Genomic DNA, 19,719 nt, shown 5'->3' on the forward strand with positions numbered 1-19,719 from the left:
GAGTTAAAGGGTGTACCCCAGCCGCTCGGCCAGCTTGTGCAGCAAGCCGATCGCGGCGTCGGCGATGACGGTTCCGGGCGGGAAAATGGCGGTGGCTCCGGCTGCGTAGAGCTCGTCGAAGTCGCCCGGCGGGATGACGCCGCCCACCACGATCATAATGTCGGGCCGGCCTACGTCGGCCAGCGCATCGCGCAGCGCCGGCACCAGCGTCAAGTGACCGGCCGCCAGCGACGACACCCCGATGACGTGCACGTCGTTGTCGGCGGCCTGGCGGGCCACCTCGTCCGGAGTTGAGAACAGCGAACCCACGTCGACGTCAAAGCCGATGTCGGCGAACGCTGTTGCGATTACCTTCTGCCCGCGATCGTGGCCGTCCTGGCCCATCTTTGCCACCAGGATGCGCGGACGTCGACCGTCGGCCTCGGCGAACTTCTCCACCAGCTCGGTGGCTTTGGAAAGCGGGGTAATATCTCCGTCTCCTCCCGCCTCGTCGCGGTAAACCCCGGCGATGGTACGGATCTCGGCCTGATGACGTCCGTACACCTTCTCCAGCGCATCGGAGATCTCCCCGACGGTGGCCTTAGCCCGGGCCGCGTTGATCGCCAGCGCCATCAGGTTATTGCCCAGCCCGTCCTCGCCGGCAGGCCCGTGCTCGCCGGCGGCGCGGCTGAGCTCGGCCAGCGCATGCTCGACGGCGCCCTGGTCCCGATTTGCCCGCAGCTCCTGCAGTTTGGCGAGTTGCTCGCTACGCACCCGGCTGTTCTCGACCTTGAGCACCTCGATCTCGTGGTCCTCGTCGACCTGGTACTTGTTGACGCCGATCACCGGCTGCCGCCCGGAGTCGATGCGCGCCTGCGTGCGCGCGGCAGCCTCCTCGATACGCAGCTTGGGGATGCCATCGTCGATGGCTTGGGCCATTCCGCCATGCTCTTGCACCTCGGCGATGTGCGCACGGGCGCGTTGGGCCAACTGGTAGGTCAGCCACTCGACGTAATACGAGCCGGCCCACGGGTCGATCGGCCGGGTGGTTCCCGACTCCTGTTGGAGAACCAACTGGGTATTGCGCGCGATGCGGGCGGAAAAATCGGTGGGCAGGGCCAACGCCTCGTCGAGCGCATTGGTGTGCAGCGATTGGGTGTGCCCCTGGGTGGCGGCCATCGCCTCGATGCAGGTGCGGGCGACGTTGTTGAACGCGTCCTGGGCGGTCAACGACCAGCCTGACGTCTGCGAATGTGTGCGCAGTGACAGCGATTTCGGGTTCTTCGGGTTGAATTGGGCGACGAGCTCGCTCCACAGCAGCCGGCCGGCGCGCAGTTTGGCGACTTCCATGAAGAAGTTCATCCCGATGCCCCAGAAGAACGACAGCCGCGGTGCGAACTGGTCGATACTGAGGCCGGCGTCCAGCCCGGCTTTGATGTAGTCCACCCCATCGGCCAGTGTGTAGGCCAATTCCAAATCGGCTGTGGCGCCCGCTTCTTGGATGTGGTAGCCGGAAATCGAGATCGAGTTGAACTTAGGCATCTTCGCGCTGGTGTAGCCGAAGATGTCGGAGATGATCCGCATCGACGGCTTGGGCGGATAGATGTAGGTGTTGCGCACCATGAATTCTTTGAGAATGTCGTTCTGGATGGTGCCGGCCAGTTTTTCCGGCGACACCCCCTGCTCCTCGGCGGCCACCACATAGAGCGCAAGAATCGGCAGCACCGCGCCGTTCATCGTCATCGACACGCTGACCGCCGAGAGGTCGATTCCGTCAAACAGTTGCCGCATGTCGAGGATGGAATCGATTGCCACACCCGCCATTCCGACATCGCCCTGCACCCGTGGGTGGTCGGAGTCGTAGCCGCGGTGAGTGGCCAAATCGAACGCCACCGACAGGCCCTTCTGGCCGGCGGCCAGGTTGCGGCGATAAAAGGCGTTGGAATCTGCGGCGGTGGAGAAGCCGGCGTACTGCCGGATGGTCCACGGCTGATTGACATACATCGTCGGATAGGGCCCGCGCACATACGGCGGTTCGCCGGGGAAGCCGTCCAGCGGGTAGCCCTCGGCAACCGCCGCGTCACGGTCAGCGGCGATGTAAACCGGTTTGACCACGATGCCTTCCGGCGTGTGCCAATCCAACTGGTCCGGGGAATACCCGTGCGCCGACGCGGCGGCGGCGACATGCTCGGTGACCGCTGCTTCGGTGGCAGGCTCGGCGGCACGCTCGCCGTGCAGCGGAACGTCGGCAAAGCTACCGACAGCGGAAGCGGTTTCGGGAGCCGGCCGACCGGCGACATCGTGGACGGTCATGGTGGCTAGGCTCCCAACCGAGTCAGCAAATTCGACAAAGCCTCGACCGCATCGATCTTGGCGGTCAGGTAGTCATCGGGTCGGTGTTGGGCCTCCCCCATGGCCCTTTCCGGCCCAGCCAGATAAACGCGCTCTACCCCGGCGCTACGTGCAGCCTCGACGGCCCCCTCGGCCTCGGCTGCGTAGCGCTTGTCGGTGCCGCAGATGATTGCCAACGACGGAGAACCGTTGGCGGACACGGCCTGAGCGATGCCGGCGGCGTCGAGTGGGCCTGGGTTGACCGCTTCGATACCGCCGGACGCCAACAGGTTAGCCGCGAAGGTGGTTCGGATGTTGTGCTCGGCCAGCGGCCCCAGCGGCAGCAACAGCACCCGGGGGCGCTCTTCGGTGCGTTCCAGGTAAGCATCCGAACGGTTCCGCAACCCCTCGAACGCCGCTGCGTATCGTTTGATAGCCACTGATGAATCTGATTGCGGCAACGGTGGTTCGGTGAGGTTCGGGTATTCATTGACGCCGGTGATGGCGGTGCGCCGGTGCGCAATGTCGTCGGCGCGGCGCCCGGCGATCTCGGCGATCTGATCGGCCACATAGTCGCGGGCATCGACAAATCCACCGCGATGCTCGATGGCTTGGAAATGTTGCCACGCCTGCTGCGCCAACTGCTCGGTGAGGTCCTCGACGAACCACGACCCGCCGGCGGGGTCCAGTACCCGCCCGATGTGTGACTCTTCGAGCAGCAGCAATTGGGTGTTGCGCGCGATGCGCCGCGAGAAGCTCGTCGCCATGCCCGGGAAGCCGCCGGGGATGGCCACGTCGAACTGTAGGACCAGCACGGTGTCGGCTCCACCGACGCCCGCACCGAACGCGGCAAGGGTGGTGCGCAGCATGTTCACCCATGGATCGCGCTGAGTCATCATCGGTAGCGATGTCTCGGCGTGGATGGTGGCCGCTCCGGCCGCTGGGGCGCCGGTAACCTCGGCGACGCGCGCCCAGAGTTGGCGGGCGGCACGGAATTTCGCGGTCGTCATGAATTGGTCGTCATCGGCTGCGAACCGGAAACTGATCTGCGGCAGCGCTTTTGCGACCGATAGACCCGACTCTTCGAGTACCCGCAGATACGCCACCGCCGCGGCGATGGTGCCGGCCAGTTCCCAGCCTGCGTTGGCACCCAGGTTGTGGAACGCCGGGCCGTCGACAGTGATCGCCCGTACGCCCTGGCTGTCAGTGACCCGCTTGGCGAGCGCGACCACCTCATCGAGCGATGCGGATGCCCGGCCGCTCAGCGGGGCAGTCAGTGGGTCGGCACCCAGGTCGATCGAAAGCGTCGCCGGTTTGTCCGAGTGGGCAGCTAACGTCAGCAGGCGATCAGCAGCGGCGGTGTAGTCCGCGCCGGCATCGAGGATTATCGGCGCCAGCTCGAGGTAGACCCCGGCGAGCAACTGCTCGAGCTGTTCCGGCGGTACACCGTCCTGGCCGACATGAAGTAGCAGCGCGCTGGCCCCGTCGGTGAGCGCGGCCAGCACAGCGGCGTTGCCGTCGGCGCCGTTGGCGGGGAATGCCTCGACGACCTTCCAGCCCGAATTGACATCGCGCAGCGCGTCGCCGCCGCGAAGATAGGGCCATTCGCCAGGCAGAGACGCTTCCGGCAGCGCATCGAACGCGGTGTACAGCGGGCGGATGGCGAAGCCCTCATACGTCGGGGTGTCCAGCTGCCGCTCCGGCTCGGCGCCGAACTCCTCGGCGTCGCGCCGCATGCTCTTGGCCAGCACCCCGGCCACCGCCGTGCGCCATTTCGCCCGGCCCTGTCCGAGGTCGGCGGGCTCGGCAGACACATCGAGAGACACCGGTGGCTCCTGTTGTTGCAGCATGTGGCCCCCTCCGCGGGGGTTGTCACTTGATAACCAGGCTAATTGATACCGGTCGGCCCCCGGAAACCGAGGGCGACCGCCCGTAGTCTTGAGCTGTGACGGCTCGCGCGACCAGCAAAATCGTTGATGTGCTGCGCGGCGTGGCTTCCTCCGTCGTCGCCACCGCGCGGCAGGTGCCCAGACGACGGGTCGTCGTGATCGCGACGGCAGTAGCCGGCTTGGTGGCGGTGGCATTGCTGGTGCCGCTGCCCACGGCGGTGCAGCTGCGCGACTGGGCGACGTCCGTTGGTCCGTGGTTCCCGCTGGCGTTTCTGGCCGCCCACATCGTGGTGACGGTATTGCCGTTTCCGCGGACCGCCTTCACCCTGGCCGCCGGGCTGTTGTTCGGGCCGGCGCTGGGGGTGGCGATCGCGGTGGTGGCCAGTACGGCCAGCGCAGTGATTGCGTTGGCGTTGGTGCGCGCGGCCGGTTGGCAGCTGAGCCGTCTGGTGCGTCATCAGGCCGTCGAAACGCTGGATGCCCGCCTGCGCGAGCGTGGCTGGGTGGCGGTGGTGTCGCTGCGGCTGATTCCCGCGGTGCCCTTCTCGGTGCTCAACTACGCCGTCAGCGCGTCAGCGGTGCGGGTGATGCCGTACACGCTGGCGACGGTTGCGGGTTTGTTTCCCGGGACCGCCGCGGTCGTGATCCTGGGCGACGCGCTCACCGGCCACCTCAGCCCGCTGCTGTTTTTGGTGTCGCTGTGCACGGGCTTGGTCGGCGCGGCGCTGTTGAGCTACGAGGTACGCCACCATCGGCGGCATCACTCCACGTCTGGAGCCGAGCAAAAGACTTGTGCCGCAACCAAAGCACGCTGAATTCGCCGGCTCTGTTCCAGGGAGCGCTGCATGACTGGGCCGCGGTGCAGGCTCCGCGAACTCTCTATGTATTTGATTTGACCGGAGCGCGCGAGACCGCCCATGGGGCATCTGCCCTGATAGTTTTGAATGACTATGAGGTTTCGCGACGGACCCAGGCCGCCAGGGCTGCGGTCGGCCGTTGCACTCATTGTCGCGACGTGTGTGCTGGTTGGCGTACTCGGATACGGGTTGGTCCGATTCGAGGTTGCGATGTCTTCCCCATCGCCTCCGGTGTTGGTATCACTGACCGCAGACGACGTTCAACGCGCCGACGTCGATGACGACTCGTCGCCGGCAAGCCAAAAGGCATCTGCCACTTTGGGACTGCACCATGCGGTAGCGCCGCGGCTACGTTGGTGGCCGCTATCGCGATGGTCGTCTGCGCCCGCTCCTTCACCCACGCTCGCATACCGGTCCAGTGGGACTGGCACGCATGCGCCTGCCACCTTTCTTGCAGGCCAACAACTCTTGACCCAGCTCTGTATCAACCGTTGCTGATCGGTTCGAGCCGAGCCGTTGTTATCGCACAACGGCCGGTGAGAACTGACTCATATGGTCCGGTGCGCATCTGTAGCGACCGGTCACACGCGTCGGCCTGCGTATAGGCACACGTCAACACGACGAGTCGGCGAGACCCACTTTCCTAACGACTTTCCAGGAGAACTCATGTCTTTCGTCAGCATTGGTAAGGAAACGACTACCCGCCCGTTCTCGACCGGCTGAAACAGGGTGGTAGAGATGGATTTTGGACTGTTGCCACCGGAAATCAATTCCGCACGCATGTATTCCGGTCCGGGCTCAGGGCCGATGCTGGCGGCTGCGATGGCCTGGGACGGGCTGGCCGCCGAGCTGCATACCACCGCCGCGAGCTACCAGTCCGTGATCTCACAACTGAGCAGCGGGCCCTGGTTGGGGCCGGCGTCGGTGTCGATGGCAGCCGCCGTCGCACCGTTTATCGCGTGGTTACACACCACCGCCGGGCAAGCAGAGCAGTCGGCGTCTCAGGCCAGGGCTGCGGCGGGCGTCTACGAGACGGCGCGGGCGATGACGGTGCCTCCGCCGGTGATTGCCGCCAATCGCGCGCTGCTGATGTCGTTGGTGTCGACAAACGTTCTGGGCCAAAACACTCCGGCGATTGCGGCCACCGAGTTTCACTACGGCCAGATGTGGGCCCAAGACGCCGCAGCGATGTACGGGTATGCCGCAGGCTCCGCGACGGCGTCGATGGTCACGCCGTTCACCCCCGCGCCTCCCAGCGCGGACCCGACCGGTGCGGCCCGTCAGGGCGCTGCAGTTGCCAAAGCCGTTGGTCAATCCGCTGGCACACAGGCGCAGAAAATTTTGTCGACGTCGGTGATTCCCAGAGCGCTGCAGGGGCTCGCATCGCCGTCGTCGCCGCTGGAACCGGCTCAGTCGATCCTGGATTCGCTGAGCGGCCATACCAGAACGGTGGCGTCAACGTTGAGTTTCCTCGTCGGCGCGGCCGGCCTGGCCAGGACGGCGAACATCGCCGGCGCGGCAGGAGGCGCCGGTGTTCAGACGCTGTCCTCAGCGGCGGGTGCGTCGGGGTCAGCGGGATTACCAGGCCTGAGCGCCGGTGCGATGTCGGCGGCTGCGGGCCGGGGTGCCTCGGTCGGTGCGTTGTCGGTACCGCAGAGTTGGGCGGCGGCGTCGCCGGTCAGCAGCCCGGTTGTCCTGACGACGGCAAGCGTCGGTTCGAGCGCTTCGCCGGTTGTTGCGCCCGCAGGCGTACCACTGATGCCGATGGGGCCGATGACCGGACGCGGTGCCGCGCGCGTTGCCGATGCTGGCCGATTCCTGTTGCGCCCCAACATGGTTCCGCAGTGGCCTGTGGGTGGATGACGGGGCGGGGGCAGGGTATCCGCGACCACCGCCAGAGCAGTCGCCCGATGATTGCTCGTGCAGACGTCGTTCCTTGCCGAACGTGCTGGTAAATAGGTAGATTGCGGCTATGAACGCGGAGAAGATCGAAGTCGACACGGCGCATCTGAACGCTGGTAGCACTAGATCTCGCGACGCCGCCGATTCGGCGCGCAGAGCTGCAGAGGAGCTCGCTGGTTCACACGTTGCGTCGGGCATTTTCGGTGATTTTGCCGAGGCGCAGCAGTTTCACGGCAAGCTCAGCGCCGCGCATCAGCGACACCAGGATGAGCTACACGGCCATCACGCGTCGTTAAACGACGTATCGGATAAGACTTCCGAGGCAGCTCAGGCATTCACCGCCACGGACGAGTCTGGTGCGAACGCGATCGACTCAGCTGCTGGCGAGCTCGACTAGGCCCGACGGTGGGATGGCCAAGCCTCACCAACTTGGACGTGAGTGAGCTATGTGGGGCCGCCGGCGGCGACCCCTGGAAACTTGACGACGAACTGCAGGCCGGTAATGCCGGCGCCATCAACGACCTTGCCGACGCGTTTCATCGGTCCGGCAACCACGTCAAGGAAGCCGACGACGACTTCGATAAGGCCAAGCAGAAGTTCAAAGATGCGTATAAGCGCAACGACACTGAGCACCCAATCAACGATTCAGCGGAGGTGCGGCGCGTAACCGACGCTCTGGGCGAGCACAAGGAAGCACTTCCGCGAATTGCGGCAGCGTTGGAGGAGGCAGCTGCATCCCTGGCCATTGCGCAGCGCGACAGCGAAGCCACAATCGCAGGAACCAATTCCCAATTGCAGGAAATTGACAACCAGATGTCTGCTGCAAAAGCGAACGACGAGGATACCGGCGGGCTCCACGCCCAGGCCGTCGGTACGGTCAGAGCAGCGCTCGGCCATGTAGAAGAGATCCGTGGCGCCTACGCAGCGCAACTACGCAGCGCAGAAGCGGCAATGATGGCTTCCGGATATGTCCCCGATGTGCTCGACAACGTGGACGGAGTACCCGGTGATGCGCCAGCTGACGCCGCCCGCCAATATGACCAGTCTGGACAACGAGCCCGGGATCAAGCGTTGGTCGACAAGGCGAAGGCGGAGGGACGCAGCGACTCACTGACTGGCATAGGACAGCCTGGGCACTTCAGCCAAGAAGAGGCCGATGCCGAAGCTCGGCTGCGCGACTACAAGATCATTACTGATCCATCGATCAACGACCCGGGCAGAAACGCGGTTGATGTGCATGATCGCGCTCAAGCGCGACGGCTGGCCGGTGAGCGTCTCGATGATTACAACGTGCTCCATTCGACCGGTCCGGTGGCGGCCAAAGATCCGGTTCTCGGGGGCGATGCCCGGACCCGGGCACAGGCCAGACTCAAATTGCAGCAAGATTTAGAGAACGGCAATTTGTCTTGGCACCAAAATATGATGACACCGGACCAAGCGACCCAGCTGATGGATGAGATGGAAGCAACGGACCGTGCCAATGCGCTAGTGAACCTACAGGCGCAGCTCCAGCAAGCGGGCATGACGCCGGACGGCGCCTGCAAAGTGGCGGAGGATTTGTCGCACGGAAAGATTCCCAAGGAATACGTGGAAGCTGCAGCAGCAGGCAGTAAGCCATTCGAAGCTGGGGAAAAAAGTATTGAAAGATATGCCGGGTTAGTGGAGGATCACGGCAGGCACTGGACCCCAGAGGCGGCTGCCTATAACGCTCAAGACGTTGAATCCTTGCGAAAGCTTGGCGGCCGGATTGGCGCCGTCGGCAGTGTCCTCGAACTCGGGACAGCGGCCTATGAGATATTTGGAGAGCATAAGTCGCCCGTGGAGGTCGGAGTAAAAGCCGCCGGCGGTTTTGCTGGCATGTGGGCCGGCGCTGAAGCGCTCGGCCCAGTCGGCGCGATGGTCGGAGGTCCACCCGGCGCGTTTTTGTTTGCATTAGCTGGTGGCGCCGGCGGCGCATTCGGCGGCGAATGGTTGGCTGAGCATGGCTATAAGTGGCTTACGAATTAGCGATGATAGGAATAACCCGGATGCAGGCAGCTGAAGTGGCATCGTCGCCTTCGCTTGACCAACCAACTACCCTAATCTTCTTTATCGCAACACTGGCTTCATTGGCCGTGGCCGTGCTGCCGCAGCTCTTTTTGCAGCGCGGCCGAAGCTGGGAAAGGCGCGTCTATTGGGGCGGCACAGCGTCGGCGGTAATTTGCGCATTCCTTGCTTCGATTCCTGATTGGAAGCTGGGCATAGGCGTTTCGCTGTTCGGAGTGGTTTGGATGCTAGTCACTGCTTACGCTTTCACACCGTATATCAAGGTTCACGACAAAGTTTATGCGTTTCACGTCTCTGATGCCCTACCTGACCCCGCATCCAAAGGTAGCCCTTCGCTTCACCGTAATGACCCTGACTATGATCCGGCTCCTGATTCTTACGGGGGAATTGCCACCGCAAAGAAGTCATGGTGGCTATTGATATTCACTCTACTTATATGCATTCTTTGCGTGATCGTGAAATCAGAAGACAAACCGTCATTGATGGCACCCGTTGCGGCGTCTGCGTTTGTAATAATAGCTGCCGGGTACGGATATGGCGACGGAAGCTGGGGTTATTCGGTTGCGCGCGGACAGCGGCTGCAGTTCTACATCATCTCAATCGTCAGCATAGGAACATTTAGTGTTCTCTATTTGAGCGCATATTGGGCAGGCAAGCGGTGGCCATTGCGGCGCAAGCAATCGATGGAGTACCGGGCGCACCCTCGCCACCAGAAGAGATACCCATAGGGGTCCAAAAGACTGTCGTTAGGCCTTGCCCAGAATAGTGGGACTTGACCTCGTCAGAACCCCTCGAGTGTGAGCCGACAGCTGGTTTGGCCTCGCTGGCCACTGGGCTACCGGCAATCACACCAGCACCGGCCCGGGCCGTCCATGACCTCTTGCTTGAAAGCGATAGCGTATGTGATATCTAGAGCGGTCGCCTCTTGAGCGATATCGCATGCGCTATCGAGGTTGAGAAGGCAGTAATCCTTAGGCCAGCGACTGCAGGGGCTGCTGGGTCTGGTGAGGTCTGGCATGGTTGGTGATGCAGATCGCGAAACGCCGTGACGAACGTGCTAGGTCGAGGGTGACCGCCGCCGCCAGGACCACACGATCTGTCCGGCCGCCGCCCCGCTTTAGTGCGCAAATTTCGGCGAATCCGAATGCAATGATCGCGGGCGGAACCGCGTAGGGTCAGCGGCCTCTGCCGTGCCCGCCACCTCCAAAACCACCGCCGAAGCCGCCGTGACCACCGCCAAAGCCACCGTGGCCGCCACCGATTCCGATGCCGCCACCACCGCCGCGATTACCACCGCCGGGCTGCCACCCGCCCCGGTTTCGCGAACCACCGCCGGGCCGCCAGGCCGGACGCTGCGGTAGGCGCTGCGACGGCGGGCTCTGTACCGGCGGATGGAAGATTGGCGGTAGCCGGGGAGCGAGCGGCGCCATCGGCACCGGCACCGGTACCGGCACCGGAGCTATCGGCACAGGTGCAGGAGCCGCGGGCGCAGGCGCCGGCGCCGCCGGAACAGGAGCCAGCGCATCGGGGGCAGGCGCCGGGGCCTCGGGCGCGGGCGCCGGGGCCTGCGGAGCGGGGACGGAGGCAGCGGGCACATGAACGGGCGCCGGGGCGGAAGCCTCCGGGGCGGGTGCCGGAACCGCCGGTATCGCATCCGGGATCGGCGCGTTTCCAGGTAGTGGCTGCGCCTCGCGCACTGGCGGCTCGATTTTGTTCAGCGACGCTGGCGGAGGCGCCGGGACCTGCTCAGCCGGCACAACGAGATTTCCGCCCGGGCTTGGCTGCTGACTGACCGCCGGGCGCACGGCAACAGCCAGCGAAACGACCAGTGCCAGGATCCCGGCGAAGAAGACCATCATGACGCTGAGCGCCACCAGGAACGGCCTGCGTCCGTAGTCGTTCTCGTCAGCGTTGAGCTCGGCATCTTCGCCGGCGAAAGCGTCGTCGTCCGCCGCGATGCTGTATGCACGAATTTCGGTCCGGCCGGTGTCGGCGGAGACGTCGATTCGCTCAGCCGTCGTCCAGTCATGCACTTGCGAATAGGCCAATGCCGTGGTCGATGACGAGAACAGCAGCGAATTGGCCGACGCTAATGCCGCCCCGCGCGCCAGCGCCGTCTCGGGATCTTCTGGACCACTCACCGGAAGTGCCGTCGCCGTCTCCAACTGGGGCCTGATCGCTGTGACGTCGACACCGCAGCCGACGACGAAAACCCCGTCCGGCCGCCCATTCAGGGTGTCGAGCCCGTCCATCATCTCGGCCAACGCGGTGGGCGCGTCGGCGCTGTGCATTGGCTGTCGGCGTACATCGACGATTGAGCCGTCAGCGGTGTCGACAATAGCCAACGTCGCAGTATCTGGCTCGAGGAACAGCAGCCCGGTATGCGCATACCCGACAGCGCTGCCGGCGGTCTGAGCCAGAGCGGCGGCGGCCAAGAAGGCCGAGACCAACATGACGTTCTCGACTTTGTGGGCGGCCAGCGCGTCGCGCAGTGCCGCGGCTTCCACCGGATCCGTCCACGTCACTCCGGTCGACGCGAGGTGGTGGTCGCCTTCGGCCGCGCTCTCCCGGGTGCCCAGGATGGCGGCGATCACTTGATCGGCCGCGCCAGAGTTCGCCGAGTCATCGACGGTGGCTACATCGAAGTCGTCCTCATCGACGGTCAGCCCGTCGGCGTTTTCGCCCTCGACCAGCACCATGCGGACCGTCTCGGGCGCCATCGACATACCCATGACGATGTCCACTGATCCTCCCCCGCTGGTTTGCTAGCTTGGCGGTCCTCGGATGACGGCGCGTAAAACCGCCGGCTACCACCATAGCTTGATGCCCCACTACCTCAAGACGGCGCGCGCCGTCCATAACACGCGCCCGCCAACCGGGTCGCCAGCTCTGCATGGCGGAGGGACAACAACTCCATGCCGAGTATTAAAGTTCAAGATCATGGATGACCGCGACAAGGATCCTGCGGTGGTGCTGCCCTATCTGGTCGGCAGACCGCTGGCCGCGACCGAAGTCTATGAGGCCTTCGGCTACCGCAAGTCCGCGTACTACAAGGCGGCACGCGAGAACAGGCTGATCAGCGCCGACAACCTGATCAAGGTGGCCCGATACTTCGGCCTGAATCCAGTCGACTTGCAGGTCCGCTACGGGTTGATCGAACCCGAGGCGGTCACCGAGTACGTGCAGTCAGATCCCGACCTGCCCCGACTACGTGATCTTCGCCCGGACCCCACCAAACCGCCGGTTTAACCGCAACACCCGGGGCACTACACGTCTGCGGCCAATTCCCGCGCCTCCTGCTCGTTTTCGACCGAAGGTCCGGATCCCGGCAGCCTCCTGCCGGCCATTTCGGGCGTGAAGAGCAAAGTGATCGCGCCGACCACGCCAGCGACCATCAGCATGTAAGCAGGCACCATCTGACTGCCGGTAATGGAGATCAGCGACTCGGCGATCAGTGGGGTGGTGCCGCCGAAAGCCGACACCGAGATGTTGAATCCGATCGCCACCGCGCCGTAGCGCACATCCGTTGGAAAGAGCGCCGGCAACATGGATGGCTGGGTGCCGTTGAAACAAAGCAGCATGAGCCCGACGAGCAGTACGCCAATGAACACCGCCGGGTAGCTGCCGCCGAATCGGATGAGCAGGAATGCCGGGATCGATACTGCGATGAGCAACCCGCAGCCGGTCCACATGATCGGTTTGACACCGATGTGGTCGGACAACTTTCCGACAAAGACCACGGCAGACAGCAGGATGACCAGCACCAGCAGGATCATCATCAGTGCGGCCGTCTCATCGACGCGTGCCGTCTTCTTGAGATAGGTGGGCAGGTAGCCACTGAGCATGTAGCTGCTGACGCTGAACGTCAGCACCAGACCCATGCAGACCAGCAGTGGCTTCCATTGCTCCACGACCGTCTGCCTGAACTGTCGCCCCGCGCCTTCGCTGGATCCCCGCTCACTTTCATCCTTGTTCTCGTAGTCCGGCGATTCTTCAAGGCGCCATCGCATGTATACCGCGACGACGGCGAGCGGGGCACTCACCAGAAACGGGATTCTCCAGCCCCAACTCAGCATCGCGTCGGTCGGCAGGACAGTCTGCAATCCGGTCACCACGACCGCTCCGACCACGAACCCGCTCATCGTGCCGACCGGCAAGAATCCGGCCATCATGCCGCGTTTGCGGTCGGGGGCATTCTCACCGATGTAAGTCATCGCGCCGACGTAGTCACCGCCGGTGGAGAGGCCCTGGAGGATTCGAGTGACGACGAGCAGGATCGGGGCCCAGATGCCGATGGCGTTGTAGCCCGGTAGCACCCCCGTGGCCGTGGTGGCCGCAGTCATCAGCAAGATGGTGATTACCAGCACCTGTTTGCGTCCGATACGGTCGCCGAGCGGGCCGAAGATGAACCCGCCGAGCGGGCGCACGAGGAAAGCTGCCGCCAGCGTGCCGAAGGTGGCCAAGAGGCCGACTGCGCTGGAACTGTCGGTCGGGTAAAACACCTGCGCGATCGTCGTTGCTAGGTAGCCGTAGACGCCGAAGTCGTACCACTCCGTGAAGCTCCCGACGGCAGTACCGGCGATCGACCGCCGCATCGCCTCCTGGTCGGCGACCCGGATCTCGCGTCGTTTCCATTTTCTTTTGTGCCGACGTTTACGGCCGGCCGCGCGGCGTCCAGTGCTCATCAGGACATGGCGTACCCAGAACGACCCGATTCATCCGCAGAGCGGCACCCATTTGGCACCGACTAAACAATTGTTTACAATTGTAAACATGCATTTACCGTCGCCGGATGATCGCACGGCGCGGGCCCGCATCCGTGACGAGGCGCTGGCGCTGTTCGCCGCCCGTGGTCAAGACGGCGTCACAATGCGCGACATCGCCGCCGCCGCACGGGTGTCGCCGGCCCTGCTGGTGCGCCACTACGGTTCCAAGGACGGCTTGGTGGCGGCCGTCGACGATCACGTCGTCAGCAGTCTTGAGGCGGTGCTGACTGAAATGGCCACGCGCACCGCGACTTCCGGCCTGGATCCCGCCACAGTGCCCAGCATGCTCGACGGCTTGACCACCCATCTGCCACCTGACTCGGCGATCCCGGCTTATCTGAGCCGGTTGCTGATCAGCGGCGGTGCAGCTGGGACAGCATTGTTCGCGCGATTGCACCGCCTCAGCCGCGACATCCTCGACGCCATGGTCGCCGCCGGAACCGCCAGTCCGGGCGCTGACCCCGACATGCGGGCCGCGTTCCTGTTGGTCAACGACCTGGCGGTGCTGACGCTGCGCTCGCGGCTGGCCGAAGTGCTCGGTGTCGACCCGCTCTCGGCGGACGGCATAACACGTTGGGCGAGCGAAGTTTTCGCTATCTATCGTGACGGACTTGCCAGCGACGTCTAACCCACCAAGAAACGGAGGTTTCATGTCCACCACACATCCATCCTCGCTCTTTGCCGCGGTTGGCGCACGGATCCTGCGGTCGCGCCGGCTTATGCGCGCACCGATCTGGATCTACAAGGCCCATGCCGGAGCGTTGTTCGGGTCACGTCTGCTGATGCTGGAACACATCGGCCGCAAGTCCGGTGCGCGGCGTTACGTCGTGCTCGAAGTCATCGGGCATCCCGCATCCGACCGCTATGTCGTCGTCGCGGGCTTCGGCGAAAAAGCTCAATGGTTCCGCAATATCCAGGTCAACCCGCACGTGCGGGTCTACGCGGGGAGCCGCGCGCCTGCGCGAGCAACCGCGCGGGTGCTGGATACGGCGGAGGCAGATCAGGCGCTTGCGGAATACATCTCCCATCGCCCGCGCGCCTGGGAACAGTTCAAGCCCGTGCTCGAGCAGACGCTGGGCGCCCCGATCACCGAAACCGACACGCCTCTGCCGATCGTCGAGCTGCGACTCAACGGGCGGGCATGACGACGGCCAGCCTCACCCGGCCCCTGATCACCGCCAATGACGGCTGCCGCGGAAACACCACGACCGTTTCCGCGGCAGCCGTTACTTGTTCACGCCGCGGGTCACTGACCCCGACTCGGGCCCTTCGCCGTCAGCACTGCGTACATCGCCAAAAATGACGCCGCCGGAACTGCATTCACGACTCGGTCGCGGGCACGGATGTGCGCCCCGACAGCAAGCACAAAGTAGAGCGTCAGCATCGCCGTCGTAAGCCGCGCCAGTCCTGGAATCCGGGTAACCGACAGCAACCCGATGACGGAGGCGGCTTTGGCCACCGGAAGAATCCACCGGATGTTTTGCGGAACATCCAGCGTATCCAAGGATTTCGCGATGTACGGCAGCGGGATGGCACACGCCACGGCATCGCCTGCCTGGAAAACGGCCAGCGCCGCATACGTTTTTGGGGATGTCAACGCACTCACCTCACCGATGCAGTTCCGGTGGAAGCCCGATCGTACCCTCCACCGGCTTGCGTGCGTCGGCTTCGGCTTTGGCCACCGCCTCGACGATCTTTGGATCGGTTTCAGTGGAGAACCAATCGGCGATCTCATCGCTGTCATCCTCCGGCTTGGGCAGATCATCCTCGACCGGTGACGGTTGGTAGCGAAAGACCCCGTCATCGCCGGGGGCGCCCAACAGTTTGGTGAAACCCTGCAGCGCTGAACCGAAATCGCTGGGTACGACCCACACCTTGCTCGACTCGCCTTGGGCGATCTGTGGCAAAACCTGCAGATACTGATAGGCGAGCAGCTCCGGGGTAGGCCGGCCAGCCTTGATCGCGGCGAATGTCTTCTCGATCGCCTTGGCCTCGCCCTGAGCCTGCAGATAGGCAGCCGCCCGCTCGCCTTGCGCGCGCAGCATCCGCGACTGCCGGTCGGCCTCGGCGGCCAGGATCGCAGCCTGCTTGGCGCCTTCGGCTTGGAGGATCTGCGACTGCTTCTGCCCCTCGGCCTGTTTGATCGCCGACTCCCGCTGGCCTTCGGCGGTCAAGATCATCGCCCGCTTCTCCCGGTCGGCCTTCATCTGCTTTTCCATCGACGCCTGGATCGACGGCGGCGGGTCGATGCTGCGCAACTCGACACGGGCCACCCGCAAACCCCAGCGGCCGGTGGCTTCGTCGAGGACACCGCGCAACTGCTGGTTGATCTGATCGCGCGAGGTGAAGGTCTGCTCCAGGTTCATCCCGCCGACCACGTTGCGCAACGTGGTGGTGGTCAACTGCTCGACGCCGACGATGTAGTTACTGATCTCGTAGACCGCCGCCTGCGGATTGGTGACCTGAAAGTAGACCACGGTGTCGATGGCCAGCGTCAGGTTGTCCTCGGTGATCACCGGTTGCGGCGGGAACGACACCACCCGCTCGCGCAGGTCAATGCGGGCGCGGATGCGGTCGATGAACGGCACCAGCAGCGTCAGCTGCCCGCTGACCGTGCGGCTGTAGCGGCCCAGCCGCTCGATCACCGCCGCCTCGGCCTGCGGGATCAGCGCGATGGACTTGGCCACAATGATGACCGCGAAAATCACCAGGACCGCGAGAAACACCAAACCGGCAGCTGCACCTTGCATTCTTCCGATTCCTCTCTGTTAGACGTTCTTCCAGACCACGGCGGTGGCTCCGTCGATGTGCATGACGGTCACCTGGTCGCCGGGCTCGTAGACGTCGCCGTCGTTGAACGGCCGTGCCGTCCACACCTCGCCGCCCAGCTTTATCTGGCCCTCATGGCGCGCGACCCGATCGAGCACGAGCGCACTTTTGCCTTCCAGCGCCTGAACACCGGTCTGCGCGTCTTTCGCAGGGGTCAACCGTCGCCGCAGCCCCGGTCGGACCAGGATCAGCAGCAGGACGGAAACCACTGCGAACACCGCGCCGTCGGCCCAGACCGGCCAGTCCAAAAGCCAACTGCTTCCGGCCGCTGCCAGCGCCCCGCCGCCGAGCATCAACAAGAACATGTCGCCGGTCAGCGCCTCGGCACCAGCGAGGCCCAGCGCGAAGATCAGCCAAATCAGGGCGGCGGGCATGCCGCCAGGATAACGCGCGGCACGTCGATCACGGCGAACAACAACTAGACTGCGGATCATGTGGTGCCCCAGCGCTTCGCTGTCGGTATGGGCCAATGCCTGGCTCGCCGGCAAGGCCGCGCCCGATGATGTCCTCGATGCGTTATCGCTTTGGGCGCCAGCGCAATCCGTCACCGCATATGATGCTGTCGCGGCCGGGTACACTGGTCTGCCGTGGCCGGATCTGGACAACACCGGCGCGGTGTCGCTGCTGCAAACTCTGCGCACCGCGGCCGGCCGGCCGCCGATGTCCGCGCCCGCGATCAACCTGGTATTGCCGGTGCCCGGTGATGTTCGCGGGCTGGCTGCCGGCACGCAGTTCGAGCGCGAGGCGCTGGCGGCCGGTGAGGCGGTAGTGGTGTCTGACCGCAACGACTCCACGGTGGCCGTCGGGTTAGTTCCCGATTTCCGATATGACGAATCCGACGCGGACACCGATGCCCCGGAATCGGATGGGCTGTCGTGGACGGTCTACTCACTGACCGGCTTGCCGGTACACGACCACGACGAGCTCGGCGAAGCCGAATATGGGCTACGGTCAGCGGTACGGTCGGCCGCAGAAGCGCTCGGCGCCATCGGTCTTGGCTCGGCCGGCTCGGATGTCGACGACCCGCGCGGACTCGTCGAGCAGCAGCTGGAAACCACGCGCTGTCATCGTATTCCCGACCACGCGCCGCCGCGCGCCGTGCGGGTACTGGAGACCGCGGCGCACGTCGACGCGATCGTGACCGTCAGCGCCGAATTGAGCCGGACCACGACGCAGTCGTCATCGGAAGCACAAATCGCAAGCGCCGCGCTGCAACCGCTGGCCACCGTGGTGCGTTCTGCGCGGATGGCTGCGATCAGCGCGATTCTGCAGTCGGCGTGGCAGGGCTGAGCGCGGCCGACCACTCGGCCGCGCAATGCGGCGGCCCGCACGGTATGCCGTTAACACTCGCCCCGCAGCCGGGCACCGGGTCGGGACCCGTCGTACGGGTAGGACGGCGGCCGTCGCGCAGTTCATCGATCAAATCGATGGCCAGCCGCGCGAATCGGCGATCCGCGTTGGGTGTGGCGGCCCGCACGAAAGCCATGCCCGCCGCATCAGCCTGCTTCCGCAGCTCATGGTCGAGATCCCACACCACTTCAATGTGGTCGGCGACAAAGCCGATCGGGCAGACGATCACAGACGTGGTGTCGGCGAGCGTTGAAAGATGGTCGGCCACATCTGGTTCCAGCCACGGAACCTGAGGCGGGCCCGATCGCGACTGCCAGACCACGTCATAGTTCCGGTATCCGGCGGTGGCAGCGACCAGCCTGGCGGCATAGCCGACTTGGCGGCTGTATAGGCGCGGGCCGCAGCGCTGATCGGCAGCTATCGGGATGGAGTGTGCAGTGAACACCAGTCGCGCGTCTGCCGGCACGGTGTCGGCGGCAGCGGCGACCGCCTCGGCGAACATCTGCACAAACAGCGGATGGTCGAAGTAGGGCCGCAGCTTGACGAGGTCCGGTGCGGAGGGGCCGACTGCTCTGCGCGCCCGGGCGATGTCCTCGACATATTGGGTGCAACTGGAGTAACCGCTCCACGCCGACGTGGTGAACACCGCAGCGCGGCGAATGCCGTTGTCTCCCATGGTCGCGACGACATCTTCGACGTAGGGCTCCCAGTTGCGGTTACCGAAATACACCCGCAGATCCAAGTCGCGGTCGGCTAGTTCGGCACGTAGCTCGGTGACCAGTGCGCGGTTGATGCCGTTAATCGGCGACACTCCACCGAAATGCAGATAGTGCTCGGCGACTTCGTCGAGACGCTCCGGCGGCACACCGCGGCCGCGGGTGACGTTCTCCAGGAAAGGCCGCACCTGCTCGGGGCCCTCGGGTCCGCCGAACGACAGCAGCAGGACGGCGTCAAAGTCCATCAGAGCAACTGGGTGTGCGCTCCGCCGTCGGCGTAGATGATGTCGCCCGTGGTGGCCGGTAGCCAGTCGGACAGCACGGCGCAGACCGTCTTGGCGACCGGGGTCGGGTCTTTCATGTTCCAGCCAATCGGCGCGCGCTGGTCCCAGCCCTGCTCGAGCAACTGCATCTGGCCGCTGGCCTCCTCGCCGAGTGCACCACCGACGATCGCGCTCATAGCAAGCGTTCGAATTGGCCCGGCCGCAACGAGATTGGAGCGCACACCGTACTGACCGGCCTCCCGCGCGACGAACCGGTTCACCGACTCCAGCGCGCTCTTGGCCACCGTCATCCAGTTGTAGGCCGGCATCGCCCGCGTCGGGTCGAAATCCATACCCACGATTGCGCTGCCTGGACTCATGATCGGCAGCAGCGCCTTGGCCAGCGACGCATACGAATATGCCGAGATGTGAATGCCTTTGGCGACATCCTCATACGGTGCATCGAAGAACGGGTTGATGCCCATCCCGGTCTCCGGCATGTAACCAATCGAGTGCACCACGCCGTCCAGCTTGGTGCCCTCGCCGATCATCTCGGCGACCCGATCGGCCAGGCTGTCCAGGTGCTTCTCGTCCTGCACGTCAAGCTCGAGCAGCGGCGGCTTTTGCGGTAGCCGGCCGAGAATGCGCTCGATCAAGCGCATCCGCTGAAACCCGGTGCAGATCAGCTCCGCGCCTTCTTCCTGCGCTACCCGGGCGATGTGGAACGCGATCGACGCGTCGGTGATGATCCCGCTGACCAGAATCCGTTTGCCTTCGAGCAGTCCTGCCAT

18 protein-coding genes are annotated in these 19,719 nt (G+C 64.5%); 9 read left to right on the forward strand and 9 right to left on the reverse strand.

The features are described from left to right. Window positions 1–3 precede the first annotated feature (3 nt). Together scpA and mutA are read right to left on the reverse strand one after the other, a co-directional pair. On the reverse strand, window positions 4–2,292 hold the full coding sequence (gene scpA / locus AC5Y5W_RS21925) for a methylmalonyl-CoA mutase (RefSeq protein ID WP_500022605.1): 2,289 nt from the start codon (window positions 2,290–2,292) through the stop codon (window positions 4–6). A 5-nt stretch (window positions 2,293–2,297) separates the two neighbouring features. Further along, on the reverse strand, window positions 2,298–4,136 hold the full coding sequence (mutA, locus tag AC5Y5W_RS21930; protein ID WP_500022606.1) for a methylmalonyl-CoA mutase small subunit: 1,839 nt from the start codon (window positions 4,134–4,136) through the stop codon (window positions 2,298–2,300). A gap of 119 nt (window positions 4,137–4,255) precedes the next feature. On the opposite strand from mutA, the gene AC5Y5W_RS21935 reads away from it, so the two are divergent. The 5 genes from AC5Y5W_RS21935 (at window position 4,256) to AC5Y5W_RS21955 (ending at window position 9,732) form a co-directional block, all read left to right on the forward strand. Continuing rightward, a complete protein-coding gene (locus AC5Y5W_RS21935) occupies window positions 4,256–5,014 on the forward strand; it encodes a TVP38/TMEM64 family protein (RefSeq protein WP_500022607.1) in 759 nt (252 codons plus the stop codon). Between the two features lie 780 nt (window positions 5,015–5,794). After that, window positions 5,795–6,919 (forward strand): PPE family protein, encoded by a 1,125-nt coding sequence (locus AC5Y5W_RS21940; protein ID WP_500022608.1) that lies wholly within the window; start codon window positions 5,795–5,797, stop codon window positions 6,917–6,919. A 109-nt stretch (window positions 6,920–7,028) separates the two neighbouring features. Further along, window positions 7,029–7,355, forward strand: coding sequence for a DUF2563 family protein (locus tag AC5Y5W_RS21945; RefSeq protein WP_500022609.1), 327 nt, complete (start codon window positions 7,029–7,031; stop codon window positions 7,353–7,355). Window positions 7,356–7,387: 32 nt separating this feature from the next. Continuing rightward, window positions 7,388–8,965 carry a putative alpha/beta hydrolase gene (locus AC5Y5W_RS21950; RefSeq protein WP_500022610.1) on the forward strand — a complete coding sequence of 526 codons (1,578 nt, stop codon included), beginning with the start codon at window positions 7,388–7,390 and terminating at the stop codon, window positions 8,963–8,965. 20 nt (window positions 8,966–8,985) lie between these two features. Further along, window positions 8,986–9,732: a hypothetical protein gene (locus AC5Y5W_RS21955; RefSeq protein WP_500022611.1), complete on the forward strand. Its 747-nt coding sequence runs from the start codon at window positions 8,986–8,988 to the stop codon at window positions 9,730–9,732. A gap of 447 nt (window positions 9,733–10,179) precedes the next feature. Here AC5Y5W_RS21955 and AC5Y5W_RS21960 read toward each other — a convergent pair whose 3' ends face one another. Beyond that, window positions 10,180–11,748, reverse strand: coding sequence for a DUF7159 family protein (locus AC5Y5W_RS21960; protein ID WP_500013658.1), 1,569 nt, complete (start codon window positions 11,746–11,748; stop codon window positions 10,180–10,182). Between the two features lie 196 nt (window positions 11,749–11,944). Between AC5Y5W_RS21960 and AC5Y5W_RS21965 the strand changes: the two genes are divergently transcribed. Then, window positions 11,945–12,253, forward strand: coding sequence for a helix-turn-helix domain-containing protein (locus tag AC5Y5W_RS21965; protein ID WP_499890487.1), 309 nt, complete (start codon window positions 11,945–11,947; stop codon window positions 12,251–12,253). 17 nt (window positions 12,254–12,270) lie between these two features. On the opposite strand, the gene AC5Y5W_RS21970 is transcribed toward AC5Y5W_RS21965, so the two are convergent. Then, a complete protein-coding gene (locus tag AC5Y5W_RS21970; protein WP_500013689.1) occupies window positions 12,271–13,599 on the reverse strand; it encodes an MFS transporter in 1,329 nt (442 codons plus the stop codon). Between the two features lie 178 nt (window positions 13,600–13,777). On the opposite strand from AC5Y5W_RS21970, the gene AC5Y5W_RS21975 reads away from it, so the two are divergent. Next, window positions 13,778–14,398, forward strand: coding sequence for a TetR/AcrR family transcriptional regulator (locus AC5Y5W_RS21975; protein ID WP_500013656.1), 621 nt, complete (start codon window positions 13,778–13,780; stop codon window positions 14,396–14,398). A gap of 22 nt (window positions 14,399–14,420) precedes the next feature. After that, the gene (locus tag AC5Y5W_RS21980) at window positions 14,421–14,915 is read left to right on the forward strand and encodes a nitroreductase family deazaflavin-dependent oxidoreductase (protein ID WP_500013654.1); all 495 of its coding nucleotides are present in this window, start codon (window positions 14,421–14,423) and stop codon (window positions 14,913–14,915) included. 101 nt (window positions 14,916–15,016) lie between these two features. On the opposite strand, the gene AC5Y5W_RS21985 is transcribed toward AC5Y5W_RS21980, so the two are convergent. From AC5Y5W_RS21985 to AC5Y5W_RS21995, 3 genes are read right to left on the reverse strand one after another with little or no spacing between them, the layout of a single operon-like run. After that, window positions 15,017–15,376, reverse strand: coding sequence for a DoxX family protein (locus tag AC5Y5W_RS21985; RefSeq protein WP_500013652.1), 360 nt, complete (start codon window positions 15,374–15,376; stop codon window positions 15,017–15,019). Window position 15,377: 1 nt separating this feature from the next. After that, window positions 15,378–16,520, reverse strand: a complete 1,143-nt coding sequence (locus AC5Y5W_RS21990) for an SPFH domain-containing protein (protein ID WP_500013650.1) — start codon at window positions 16,518–16,520, stop codon at window positions 15,378–15,380. A gap of 18 nt (window positions 16,521–16,538) precedes the next feature. Further along, a complete protein-coding gene (locus AC5Y5W_RS21995; RefSeq protein ID WP_499890474.1) occupies window positions 16,539–16,973 on the reverse strand; it encodes an NfeD family protein in 435 nt (144 codons plus the stop codon). A gap of 58 nt (window positions 16,974–17,031) precedes the next feature. Between AC5Y5W_RS21995 and AC5Y5W_RS22000 the strand changes: the two genes are divergently transcribed. Further along, entirely contained in the window at window positions 17,032–17,889 is an 858-nt protein-coding gene (locus AC5Y5W_RS22000; RefSeq protein WP_500013648.1) for an Rv1486c family protein, read from the forward strand. Here AC5Y5W_RS22000 and AC5Y5W_RS22005 read toward each other — a convergent pair. Both AC5Y5W_RS22005 and inhA read right to left on the reverse strand, forming a co-directional pair. Beyond that, the gene (locus AC5Y5W_RS22005; RefSeq protein ID WP_500013646.1) at window positions 17,855–18,910 is read right to left on the reverse strand and encodes a ferrochelatase; all 1,056 of its coding nucleotides are present in this window, start codon (window positions 18,908–18,910) and stop codon (window positions 17,855–17,857) included. The genes AC5Y5W_RS22000 and AC5Y5W_RS22005 overlap by 35 nt on opposite strands. Further along, complete coding sequence (gene inhA / locus AC5Y5W_RS22010) at window positions 18,910–19,719, reverse strand: NADH-dependent enoyl-ACP reductase InhA (RefSeq protein WP_500022612.1); 810 nt, start codon at window positions 19,717–19,719, stop codon at window positions 18,910–18,912. The genes AC5Y5W_RS22005 and inhA overlap by 1 nt, the downstream gene beginning before the upstream one ends.

It is taken from the genome of Mycobacterium sp. NGS51, assembly GCF_059812525.1.

Coding starts and splice junctions, on each gene's coding strand:
- scpA (WP_500022605.1), bottom strand. CDS start 2,292: ATGACCGTCCACGATGTCGCCGGTCGGCCGGCTCCCGAAACCGCTTCC.
- AC5Y5W_RS21940 (WP_500022608.1), top strand. CDS start 5,795: ATGGATTTTGGACTGTTGCCACCGGAAATCAATTCCGCACGCATGTAT.
- AC5Y5W_RS21945 (WP_500022609.1), top strand. CDS start 7,029: ATGAACGCGGAGAAGATCGAAGTCGACACGGCGCATCTGAACGCTGGT.
- AC5Y5W_RS21955 (WP_500022611.1), top strand. CDS start 8,986: ATGCAGGCAGCTGAAGTGGCATCGTCGCCTTCGCTTGACCAACCAACT.
- AC5Y5W_RS21965 (WP_499890487.1), top strand. CDS start 11,945: ATGGATGACCGCGACAAGGATCCTGCGGTGGTGCTGCCCTATCTGGTC.
- AC5Y5W_RS21970 (WP_500013689.1), bottom strand. CDS start 13,599: ATGCGGCGGTCGATCGCCGGTACTGCCGTCGGGAGCTTCACGGAGTGG.
- AC5Y5W_RS21975 (WP_500013656.1), top strand. CDS start 13,778: ATGCATTTACCGTCGCCGGATGATCGCACGGCGCGGGCCCGCATCCGT.
- AC5Y5W_RS21980 (WP_500013654.1), top strand. CDS start 14,421: ATGTCCACCACACATCCATCCTCGCTCTTTGCCGCGGTTGGCGCACGG.
- AC5Y5W_RS21990 (WP_500013650.1), bottom strand. CDS start 16,520: ATGCAAGGTGCAGCTGCCGGTTTGGTGTTTCTCGCGGTCCTGGTGATT.
- AC5Y5W_RS21995 (WP_499890474.1), bottom strand. CDS start 16,973: ATGCCCGCCGCCCTGATTTGGCTGATCTTCGCGCTGGGCCTCGCTGGT.
- AC5Y5W_RS22000 (WP_500013648.1), top strand. CDS start 17,032: ATGTGGTGCCCCAGCGCTTCGCTGTCGGTATGGGCCAATGCCTGGCTC.
- AC5Y5W_RS22005 (WP_500013646.1), bottom strand. CDS start 18,910: ATGGACTTTGACGCCGTCCTGCTGCTGTCGTTCGGCGGACCCGAGGGC.
- inhA (WP_500022612.1), bottom strand. CDS start 19,719: ATGGCAGGACTGCTCGAAGGCAAACGGATTCTGGTCAGCGGGATCATC.